Consider the following 10627-nt stretch of genomic DNA (forward strand, 5'->3'; position numbering starts at 1 on the left):
AACGGAAGAGTGGCACGATGACCTCCGCCGGGCCGGGCTCATGGCTGCCAAGGGAGGCCGCAGAATGATGGGCCTGGGTAGCTGCAGGGTGCTCCTCCACCACACCGAAAGCACTAAGCCCGGGCAGGAGCCCGAACCAGTTGGAGACCAACACGTACAGGAAGATGGTGGCTACGACGGCAAAGAAGCGCGGTGTCCACTTGGCCCCTGCCACCGACTCGGTGAGGCGATAGAGGGTCTCGATCACCCATTCGACAAAGTTTTGCACCCCCGACGGAACGAGACGCATGCGCCGCGTAGCCGCAACCGCCAAGACAATCAGGATCACATCCACCAGCAGTGCGGTGAGCAGGGTATTAGTCACCTGCACTCCGCCCACCTTAAGCCCTGGGATCGCCTCAGGGCGAATCATGACCGGAGGCAGATGGAAGCGTAGAAACAAGTTGCCCGCAACCACCAGCGCTATTGCTGCCAGTACGACAAGAAGGACTTTCGCTCGTTTGCTCATATAGCCCGCACTCTGCTTTTTCTCATTGCATGCGCGAAACACGAGCGACGCTCACCACACACAGCACCACCCCAACCACCATGCCCACGAGTAAGAGCCAAGGGGAGGTCCTCAGGGTGCGATCCAGCCACAAGCCAAGGGCCAAGGGCCCCCCCACGGAAACCATAATCAAAACACTCACGCGCCCTACTGCCCCCAGCGCGTAGGCCACCTGTCGAACCGCGGAAGAGGGTGGCTCACCGGGCATTACCGCCTCGTGTTCGGGCCGGTGACTAGGTGGTAACGGCTCAAGCCCTCGGGATGGCGGCCAGAGTGAACACCATGATGAACAGTGCGACGGTCTCGATGATACCCAGCACCATGATGTACTGACCAAAACCCTTGCCGGTTTCCCCAAGGGCGTCGGCGGCTTTGGCGCCTGCCTTACCCTGCATGTAGGCGGACATGCCCATGGCAAAGCCAGCAAAGGCCCCGAGGAGAATCTGGTGTAGGTAGGTCTCGGGGGGGAGATTGGCGCTGCGGATGGCGTTGCGCAGGATCATGCCGTAGATGGTCTGCGACAGCGGGGCACCCACAAAGGCCACCATGATAAAGGGCGCGGCCTTGTTTTGGGCAAAGGCGCGCTTCCAGGCTCCCACCGCCGACATCCCTGCCACACCTGCGCCCAACGCCGAACCCACCGCCGCCAAGGCCAACGAAACACTCATGTCACCAAATCCCTGCACCATACTCCATCTCCTTTCCTCTCTCCTTTGCCAGCCCCTCAGTCACGGAACGGCTGGTAGGGCCGTCCAGACCACTGCATACCCAAATGGCCAGAGAACTCCAACATGTTGAGACGCACCCCGTGCACGATCACCGCCATGAACCCCAGCACTATGTTCAAGGAGTGCCCGAAAAAGAGGATAAACGCGGCGATCAACCCGCGGAGCACAGAGTTGAACCCCATGCTCAGGGCCATCTCGTTGAAACTGGACTCGACGGTCACCGAAGCAAAGCCGACCGCGAACAGACGCAGATAGCTCACCACGTCGGAAAACGAACTGATTACACTCAGCGGTGTCTCGGCCAACGACTGCAACACTCCCTTGAAAAACTTGCGCTGCGCATTGGCAAATAGGAGGACTAGCCCTGTACCCCCGCCCACAAGAGCCAAAATCACGGTGGCCGATGGCCCACTCTTGCCCAGCACCAGACGTCCAGCCGTAAAGAACAGCCCCCAAACGATGGCTATCCATCCCACTTGTGCCAACGCGCGGAGCGAGTTGAGCAGCCGGAACGCGTTCATGGCGTGCGCCACGGTGAGGTGCAATGCCCCGATGAGAAAACAGAAGTACATCATGAAATCCTGGTTGTCCGTGGCGAAGGCATTCACCGGATCCACGATAAGCCGCTTCAGGACGGGCAGCTGTGCCACTTGGGGTACGCCAAACCAGTTGCCAGAGATGGCCCCCCACATGAGCGTGGCAAAACTCAGTACGTACATGAGCAAGAACGGTTCACGGGGTGCTTGACGAGCCTTGCGCCGCACCAACCACGTGGCGGCCAAAAAGAGCACACCATAGCCGGCGTCGCCGATCAGAATGGCAAAGAAGACGCTGAAGAACAGTAGGAACCAGAAGCTGATGTCGTGCTCTGCATAACCCGGCACGGTCCCCAGGAATTTGAACACCGGTTCCACAATGCGCAGCCACCGCGGATTGCGGATGAGCGTGGGTACCTCCTCTGGGTTGTCCGGGTCTGCCACAGTGTAGGCCCACCCTTCGCGGTCAGCGGCAGCGGTCACGCGCTTCACCTCTTCTGCGGGACAAAATCCCTGCAGGAAGGCGATCTCTTCGGCCTGGCCCATGCCGGCCAGGACCCGCCCAAACTCCAGGCGCTTGGTGAGCTGCTGCTGGTATCTGCCCAGTGCAGGGCGATGGCGCGCCAACGCAGCCAGCTCCTGCTCGATAGCCGCGATGGCCTCCTCCGCCTCGGCCATCTGGGCCTCTAAGGCATCCACCTCTACCTCCGGCATGGGCTCCTCCCTGAACTCCAGCCGGTCATCGGACGAGGTGGCAAAGTAGACAAAGTACACGGTTTGCTGTTCTTCGCGCACCACCTGGATGGTCTTCTCCGGCGGCAACGCGCGCACTGCCTGGCGCTCGCCCACATAGAAACGGAGCACGATGCCTGCCCGCGCCAGCTCCTGCACAGAGGCCAATGACACCCGTCCCCAGCGCTCGAACCAGCGGTGCTGGTCCCGGAGCTCCTCTAACTCGCGGAGGAGCTGCTCCCGTTGGCGGGCGCGCTCAAGGATGTGGCCTACCAGGCGCGCCGGTTCAGCCACCTCTTCAGCTCGCTCTGCCGCCTCCGCTCCCACGAGGCTTAGGGCGCGCTCCACTTCGGCCAGCTCGCTCTCCAGTCGCGCAACATCCTCCGACTGCGGGGGCGCTACCGGTTGGACGTGCACAACCCCAAGCGTGCGTAGCCGCGTCACCGCCTCCTCCCGGTCCGCTGCCCGCACCAGGAGGGTCACCTTTTTCATCTTGACGATCACTGTTCGCGCCGCTTCTCGATTTTCGCCTTCGCGATCTTGCCTCGCACCACTTCGGCAGTCATCTGGTCGCCCAGGAATATCTGAATGACGCGAATGTTCTCCTGCGCCTCCGGGATCTTGATCTCCTCAAAGAGCTTGATGCGCTGGATGGTCACGCGCAGCTCCTCCTGGAGGATAGCCAATTGCCGCTCCAAGATGCCCAGGCGAACCCGTCTCTCGATCTGCTCCTTGCACACCGCAATGGCCCGGTCCACCCACAACGGTGTGGTGAAAAGGTCGTAGGGCACATCTTCAAAGCGGATTGAGCTGAACAGGGGGATGTCGATGCCGGCGATGTTACCGGTGTCGGTGACTACCTCTGCCACCCGCACCAGACCGGGCAACCCGACCTCTTCGGCAAAGACGTCCGCCCACTGGCGCACCTCGCCGTTGACCCGCTCGATGTCTGCCACCAGCGCCTCGCGTGTGCGCTGCAACGAACGGATCTCCTGCAAGAGCTGCTGCTTCTTCAGCTCCAGCGTCGGCAGATAGCGCAAGAAGCGCCGCAGGTTGTCCTTCTGCCTCTTGAGCTCAATCCTGGTCAGCCTGACCTTAGCCATGTCCTCAACCCGCTATTCGGAGGCAGCCTCTACGGCAACTTCCTCTTTCTCCGCCTCCACAGCAGCCGCTTTCCGCTCCGCTATCCCCGGCCAGAACTCTTTGATGAGCTCCGTGCGCAGTCCGGTCTCCTCGGGTCGGAAGCATTGGGCCAGAATCTGCCACCCCAAATCCAGTGCCTTCTCCAGCGGGATGTTGACCGAAAGGTCCATCATCTGGGACTCGAAAAGCTTACCGTACTTGAGCAGCTTGTTGTCCCAAGTGCTCATGCGGAAGCCCATCGCTCGCTTCTCCTCGGTCTCTTTGTACTGCGCATAAAGCTGGATCATGCCATCCATGATGGCGCGATGGTCCTTGCGCGTGTTCTTGTTCACCAGCTGTTTGAGGCGGCTCAAGGAGCCAAAGGGGTCGATGCGCCCGCCGTGGAGGTAGAACTGGCCCTCCGTAATGTAGCCGGTGTTATCTGGCACCGGGTGAGTCACATCGTTGCCCGGCATGGTAGTCACCGCCAGGATGGTGATCGACCCGGCGTCCTCAAAGTCCACCGCCTTCTCGTAGCGCTGCGCCAGTTGCGTATACAAGTCGCCTGGATAGCCGCGGTTGGACGGCACATGCTCCATGGTGATGGAGATCTCTTTCAAGGCGTCGGCAAAGTTGGTCATATCCGTGAGGAGCACCAACACATCTTTGCCCTGCAAAGCGAACTTTTCTGCCACCGCCAGACAGAGGTCCGGCACCATGAGACTCTCCACAATGGGGTCGGCGGCAGTGTTGATGAAAAAGATCGAGCGGTAGAGCGCTCCTCCCTCCTCCAGCACCGTCTTGAAATACATGTACTGGTCGTACTTGAGACCGATGCCCCCGAGAATGATCATGTCCACCTCTGCCTGTAAGGCGATACGGGCAAGCAGCTCGTTGTACGGTTCGCCGGATACGGAGAAGATGGGCAGTTTCTGGGAGACCACGAGGGAGTTGAACACATCGATCATGGGGATATTGGTGCGGATCATCCTCCTGGGGATGATGCGCTTGTAGGGGTTGACCGGTGGACCGGCCACCGGGATTAGATGCTCGGTCAGCTGCGGTCCCTTATCACGTGGCATGCCCGCCCCGTCGAACACGCGCCCCAACATGTTCTCCGAAAACGTGACCAGCATAGGGTGGCCCAGGAAGCGCACCTCGTCGTCGACGGAGATCCCGCGGCTTCCGGCAAAGACCTGCAAGGAGACCAGGTCACCGTCAAGCTTGATCACTTGGGCCAGCGACTTGCCCCGCTGCGTCGTGATCTCGGCCAGTTCCTCATAGGCAACATCCGTGGCGCGCACGGTGATAACGTTGCCCACAACTTGGAGAATCTTGCTACAGACTCTTCGCATGGGCGCTGCGCTCCTCCAGAAGTCGATCGATTGCCTGCTCCTGAGTCTTGAACTCCGGCGCATCCATCGGCAGGTAGTTCCAGTCGATAAAGTGCTGACGAAGCCGATAGAAATACTCCCGCGCCTCGTCTTTGCTCGCGAAGGAGAAATTGCTCACAAGCACCTTGTGCACTTTGGCAAAGACATACTGCTGCCGCTCCTTTGAGGAGGCGGCGTCGATGGGGTCAAAGCCGTTCTGCTGTAAGTACACGGCATCGAGAAACTCGGCCTTGAGATAGACCACAAAGTCGTCGATCGAGGTGGCCTCTTCGCCCACCACCATCATCATCTGCCGGACCTCGTTCCCGGCCACCAGGATCTGTTTGCCGTCGCGCAGCTGGTCGGCGGGGATGAAGCTGTCGTACTTGCTCCAACTGTCCAGGGGGTCAATGGAGGGGAACCGTCGGGCATTGGCGCGCTCCCGACTCAGCCCCAAGAACGCGCCCACGACTTTGAGGGTTGCTTGGGTGACCGGCTCCTCGAAGTTGCCGCCTGCCGGGCTCACCGTCCCCCCAATGGTGAGACTGCCCATCTGCCCGTTCGGCAGCACCACCAGTCCAGCCCGCTCGTAGAACTCGGCAATGCGCGACTCAAGGTAAGCAGGGAATGCCTCTTCGCCGGGGATCTCCTCCAGACGACCGGATATCTCGCGCATGGCCTGCGCCCAGCGGGAGGTCGAGTCGGCAAGGAGCAGCACGTTCAGGCCCATCTGGCGGTAGTACTCGCCCAGCGTTGCCGCCGTGTACACCGACGCCTCGCGTGCTGCCACCGGCATGGCGCTGGTATTGACGATGATGATGGTCCGCTCCATCAGCGAGCGACCGGTGCGGGGGTCCTCGATGTGCGGAAACTCCCGCAGGGTCTCTACCACCTCCCCTGCCCGCTCCCCGCACGCCGCCACGATCACGATATCGGCATCGGCGTAGCGGCTAATGAGCTGCTGCAACACGGTCTTGCCGGCGCCGAATGGACCGGGTACGCAAAACGTGCCCCCTTTCGCCACGGGGAAGAAGCTGTCAATGATCCGCGCGCGGGTGATAAAGGTCTCCTTGGGCACCAGCCGTTCCCGGTAGGCACGGATGGGGATCTTGACCGGCCAGTGGAAGGACATGGTCAGAGAAAGCACTTTGCCGGCCTGGTCCCGCAGGGACGCCACCGTCTCCGTGACCGTATAGTTGCCGGCGTCAGCGATCTCCTCCACCACGTAGTCGCCGCGCAGGTCGAAGGGCACCATGATGTAGTGCTTAAAGATCCCTTCCGGCACATAGCCCAAGGGAATGCCTGCCCGCACCACATCACCCCTCTTCACCAAAGGAGTAAAAGCCCACTTTTTTTCCAAGTCAAGGCCAGGCCTCTTGACCCCTCTGGGCAAGAAGAAGCCAAACTCTGCGGCCAGCTGCGGCAGAGGGTTCTGCAAACCATCGTAGATCTGCCCCAGCAGCCCTGGCCCCAACTCCGCCGAAAGCAAGTGCCCCGCGAAGCGCGCCTGATCCCCGACTTTAAGCCCTTTTGTGCTCTCAAACACCTGCACGTAGGCCACGTCGCGGTTGATGCGTACTACCTCGGCGACCAGCTCTTCCTCGCCGTGAAGGATATGGCCCACCTCGTTCTGCATCACGCTTCCATCGACGGCAATGGCCACCATGTTGCCGCTGACGCCGATGATCTTGCCCACCGCCGCACTCATGCCTCCACCTCACACAGCCTTGTGAATAGTTCCATCCCCTTTTCCTTGTTGAAAGTGAAGAGCCGACGCAAAATCTGTAGCTTGAGCATGTAGAGGATCAAGAAGTCAGTGTCGAAATGGTGCTCGCTCTCTTGCTGCTCGATAAAGTCCCATCTCAGGCGCAAAAGGCGTTTTTCCACTTCAAGGGGGGTGCCCTCACGCAGGAGGCTTGCGGGGAAAGTCGATGGCTTGTACTCCTGCCCGGTGCGTTGTGCCTGCCGCCAAGAGGCGATGTCAGCGCGGAGACGGCGCTCGAACTCTTTGTACCCGGCCAGCACTGCCGGACAGTGGCGCGGAATGGTCACATCGTTGATGTCAATGGCGGCCAGCGTTTCATACTCCGCCGGCGACAACCACTTGGCCGCCTCCTGGAGGAATGACTCTACGGTTAGGTACGTCTCCCGGTCGAAGTAGAGCGTGGGCAGTTGGGAAACGAGGTAGTAGTGCTTATCCATTGTTCTGGCCGTTCAGCAGCGCCTGCAGCGTGGGGTTGAGGAACGACTTGAGCACCTCGGCGATGCTCTCGTCGGTGAAGTCGTAGTAGACATCCTCGCCCCGCAGGCCGATGCGAAAGCCCTTGCTCACCGAATCTCCCACCCGCAGCACCAGGCCATCTCGAAGCTGCTGACGCACCCCGGCGAACAACAGTGCCTGAAGCTTTTCCTTGTCCTCGGCACTCACCACTACCTCCGCTGAGCCGTCCCGGGCCCACTGGTTGACCAGGCTCTGAATAAGCTGGCTGAGGAACTCTGGTGATAGGGTTTGTGCCACTTCCTGCTTGAAGACCCGGTCGAAGAGCTCGCTGACGCGCTCCTTGAGACTGAGCACTGTGTCCCGCGCCGCCTGCTGCAGCGCCAGTTCGGCATTGCGGCGGAATCGCTCGGCCTCGGCTTTGCCCTGAGCTATGATGCGCGCAGCTTCTTCCTGGGCCTGGGCAACAGTAGCCGCCGCCTGCGCCTGCGCCTGCGCCACGATCTGCTCGGACGTCTGCCGGGCCTCCTCGATGCCCTCCTTCTTGATCTTCTCAATCAGGGTTTCAAGCTTGACTTCCATCGCCCATCTCCTCCGCTTGGCACCCACCTCCCACCGGTGGCACCGCCGAACTAAAATATACCGCCTTTTGGCCAAACTTGCAAAGGTTTTTTTGCGGTTTTGGCCATCGCTACGCTGCAGAACCTATTAGAAATTCCACGCTTGATGGCCTCACATAGTCACCGGGTCAAAAAGGCGCAGGCTATAGGCGCCAACCATGCCCAGAAGGCCTACCGCCACGAGGTAGTAAGCAGTCGGCAAGAAAGTCTTGCGCAGCGTTACCCCCTCTTTGCCGAGAAGCCCCACCGTGGCGGAAGCGGCCACCACGTTGTGGATAGCCACCATGTTGCCTGCGGCAGCACCCACCGCCTGCAGAGCCACCACCAGCACCCCAGATACGTGCAGGGCACTGGCAACGCCATGTTGGAACAAGCAGAACATCAGGTTGCTCACCGTGTTACTTCCGGCGATAAAGGCCCCCAAGGCTCCCACGGAAGGAGCCAGAAGGGGCCAGAGCTTTCCCACATGCAGTGCCACCCATGTCGCGAGTGCGACCGGCATGCTCGCCAGTCCGGCGTCGTTCAGCCCCGAGTTGATGTAGATGCGCACCATGGGCACAGTGAATACCAGCACAAAACCCGCACCGTAGAGGGTGCAGGCGGACTGTCGCAACGCCAAGGCAAGCTGGCGCGGCGGTAAGCGGTACAGGAGCGCACTGACCAACACGACAAGCACCATGAGCGTGCCTGGGAGATAAAGAGGTTGCGAGGACGCGCTTAGGGGTGTGCCGAAGATGTGCGGCCACCTCACTACAACGCGCTGCAAAAGTGCACCCAGGTGGATGTATGGCAGGCGGGTGAGCACCAGCAGCCCCGCTAAGAGCACGTAGGGTGCCCAGCCTAACGACGCGGGTATGGGACGCGCGACGCACTCCGTGGGTGTTGAGCGCACCCTGCCCTGCCACTCCGCAGGCCAGTCGGCCGGGGGCGGAAAATCCCAAGGGACACGGGGGATCAGCAGGCGCGCGCGCAGAATGAGGCCAAACACTGCCAAACCCACAAGTGCACCGAGTAAGGACGGAAACTCCGGTCCGAGGAAGACCCCGGTAAAGACGTATGGCAGGGTAAACACCACTCCGCCCAGCAGTGCTAGGGGCGCAACTGCCAATCCCTCCCGCCAGGACCGCCGGGCCCCGAAGAAACGGGTGGTCATGGCAACCATCAGCAACGGCATGAATGAACCCACCACTGCGTGCAGCACTGCGGCGTGGGCTGCAATAGCCCGCAAGTAGCCATCCATGGTGACGCCCACACCTGCCATGGTCTGCTCCAGGGCTGGGCTCGCAAGTCCGCCGCGCGCCCCGACAAGGATGGGTGTGCCTACTGCGCCAAAGGTCACCGGCGTGCTTTGGACCATGAGGCCTATCATGACTGCCGCCATCGCCGGAAAACCGAGCCCGACCAGGAGGGGGGCGGCAATGGCCGCAGGCGTACCAAACCCCGAAGCGCCCTCAATGAAGGCACCAAAGAGCCAGCCAACCAGAATTATTTGCACCCGGCGGTCTGCGCTGAGCTGGGTAAAGCCACTGCGGATGGCGGCCAGCGCCCCTGAGCGCTGCAAGGTATTGAGCAGCAGGAGAGCCCCGAAGATGATGTAAAGGAGGTCAAAGGTAATGAAGAGCCCCTGTACGGTTGAGGCGGCCAATACGCGCGGCGAGACCCGCCATACTGTCCAAGCGAGGAATAACGTCAGGGCGTAAGCCACGGGCATGGATTGCCTTGCCGGCATCCGAAACCCGACCAGCAGCACCGCTGCCACGACAATAGGTGTCACCGCACCCAGTGCCTGCAGCGACTCACTCACCCTTCACCTCCCTCCTTGGTCCTCACCAGACAGTTGGATGGCAACTCACTCCAGTGGCCCGGCTACCCCGCGCCTTATTAAGGCCTTCGCCGCCTCAAGGATGATCGACACCGTGCACGTGGCTACCCCCACGATGAGCCAATCTCTCAGCGGCAGCGCATAAGTACCGAAAATTCGCTGCAGCGGATGCGCGTAGACGATGAGGCAGAGCAGGGCCAACTCCCAGCCGATGGCCAAGTTCAGCCACTTGTTGGCCAGGGGGCGCGAAAGCACCGAGTGGCGGTCGGAGCGAAAGTTGTACGCCTTGAAGAACTGGATGCCGATCAGCGACACGAAGGCCATAGTCATGGCCTCTTGCTGGGGGCGGCCGCTGCGCAGGGCACAGGAGAAGAGCCCCAGATTGATGAGCATCGACCAGATGCCAGCCACCGCCATGAGTGCTAACACGGGACGAGTAAAAAGGCCGGCGCGGGGCCGACGTGGGCGCCGACGCATAAGGTCAGGGGCCGGCGGGTCCACAGAAAGTGCCAGCGCCGGCAATCCATCGGTGGCGAGGTTAACGTAGAGAATCTGCACGGCGCTGAGGGGCAACGGCAAGCCGGCCAGCAGTGCTCCTGCCATCAACCCGATCTCGCCCACATTGGAGGAGAGCAAGTACATGAGAAACTTCTTGATGTTGTCAAAGATGCCCCGCCCCTCCTCCACCGCAGCCACGATGGAGGCAAAATTATCATCGGTGAGGGTCATGGCCGCGGCCTCTTTGCTGACATCGGTGCCGGTGATGCCCATGGCCACCCCGATATCGGCCTTTTTCAGCGCCGGCGCGTCGTTGACGCCGTCACCGGTCATCGCGACCACGTGCCCGCGCTTCTGCAGTGCGGTCACCACACGCAGCTTATGGCTCGGCGATACGCGCGAATAGACGTCGATCCGGTCGACTTTCTCTT

At 61.1% G+C, this 10627-nt stretch carries 11 protein-coding genes; all 11 read right to left on the reverse strand.

Annotated features, from left to right (window positions below; genetic code table 11):
- The coding region (locus tag ONB25_14650; GenBank protein MDZ7394123.1) for a F0F1 ATP synthase subunit A at positions 1–508 on the reverse strand (508 nt) is incomplete at its 3' end.
- A gap of 22 nt (positions 509–530) precedes the next feature.
- Positions 531–755 carry an AtpZ/AtpI family protein gene (locus tag ONB25_14655; GenBank protein MDZ7394124.1) on the reverse strand — a complete coding sequence of 75 codons (225 nt, stop codon included), beginning with the start codon at positions 753–755 and terminating at the stop codon, positions 531–533.
- Between the two features lie 40 nt (positions 756–795).
- Positions 796–1236: a V-type ATP synthase subunit K gene (locus ONB25_14660; GenBank protein ID MDZ7394125.1), complete on the reverse strand. Its 441-nt coding sequence runs from the start codon at positions 1234–1236 to the stop codon at positions 796–798.
- A 35-nt stretch (positions 1237–1271) separates the two neighbouring features.
- A complete protein-coding gene (locus tag ONB25_14665) occupies positions 1272–3047 on the reverse strand; it encodes a hypothetical protein (GenBank protein MDZ7394126.1) in 1776 nt (591 codons plus the stop codon).
- Complete coding sequence (locus ONB25_14670) at positions 3044–3646, reverse strand: V-type ATP synthase subunit D (protein ID MDZ7394127.1); 603 nt, start codon at positions 3644–3646, stop codon at positions 3044–3046. Before ONB25_14670 ends, ONB25_14665 begins: the two co-directional genes overlap by 4 nt.
- A 12-nt stretch (positions 3647–3658) precedes the next feature.
- A complete protein-coding gene (locus tag ONB25_14675; protein ID MDZ7394128.1) occupies positions 3659–5020 on the reverse strand; it encodes a V-type ATP synthase subunit B in 1362 nt (453 codons plus the stop codon).
- The gene (locus ONB25_14680) at positions 5004–6746 is read right to left on the reverse strand and encodes a V-type ATP synthase subunit A (GenBank protein ID MDZ7394129.1); all 1743 of its coding nucleotides are present in this window, start codon (positions 6744–6746) and stop codon (positions 5004–5006) included. Before ONB25_14680 ends, ONB25_14675 begins: the two co-directional genes overlap by 17 nt.
- Entirely contained in the window at positions 6743–7240 is a 498-nt protein-coding gene (locus ONB25_14685; GenBank protein ID MDZ7394130.1) for a DUF2764 domain-containing protein, read from the reverse strand. Before ONB25_14685 ends, ONB25_14680 begins: the two co-directional genes overlap by 4 nt.
- Entirely contained in the window at positions 7233–7838 is a 606-nt protein-coding gene (locus tag ONB25_14690) for a hypothetical protein (protein ID MDZ7394131.1), read from the reverse strand. Before ONB25_14690 ends, ONB25_14685 begins: the two co-directional genes overlap by 8 nt.
- Before the next feature lie 150 nt (positions 7839–7988).
- Positions 7989–9680, reverse strand: a complete 1692-nt coding sequence (locus tag ONB25_14695) for an L-lactate permease (protein ID MDZ7394132.1) — start codon at positions 9678–9680, stop codon at positions 7989–7991.
- A 45-nt stretch (positions 9681–9725) separates the two neighbouring features.
- On the reverse strand, positions 9726–10627 hold a 902-nt coding region (locus ONB25_14700; protein MDZ7394133.1), incomplete at its 5' end, for an HAD-IC family P-type ATPase.

This window comes from candidate division KSB1 bacterium, from assembly GCA_034506335.1.
Classification (GTDB): domain Bacteria; phylum Zhuqueibacterota; class Zhuqueibacteria; order JANLFK01; family Oleimicrobiaceae; genus Oleimicrobium.

Coding starts and splice junctions, on each gene's coding strand:
- ONB25_14655 (MDZ7394124.1), bottom strand. CDS start 755: ATGCCCGGTGAGCCACCCTCTTCCGCGGTTCGACAGGTGGCCTACGCG.
- ONB25_14660 (MDZ7394125.1), bottom strand. CDS start 1,236: ATGGTGCAGGGATTTGGTGACATGAGTGTTTCGTTGGCCTTGGCGGCG.
- ONB25_14670 (MDZ7394127.1), bottom strand. CDS start 3,646: ATGGCTAAGGTCAGGCTGACCAGGATTGAGCTCAAGAGGCAGAAGGAC.
- ONB25_14675 (MDZ7394128.1), bottom strand. CDS start 5,020: ATGCGAAGAGTCTGTAGCAAGATTCTCCAAGTTGTGGGCAACGTTATC.
- ONB25_14680 (MDZ7394129.1), bottom strand. CDS start 6,746: ATGAGTGCGGCGGTGGGCAAGATCATCGGCGTCAGCGGCAACATGGTG.
- ONB25_14685 (MDZ7394130.1), bottom strand. CDS start 7,240: ATGGATAAGCACTACTACCTCGTTTCCCAACTGCCCACGCTCTACTTC.
- ONB25_14690 (MDZ7394131.1), bottom strand. CDS start 7,838: ATGGAAGTCAAGCTTGAAACCCTGATTGAGAAGATCAAGAAGGAGGGC.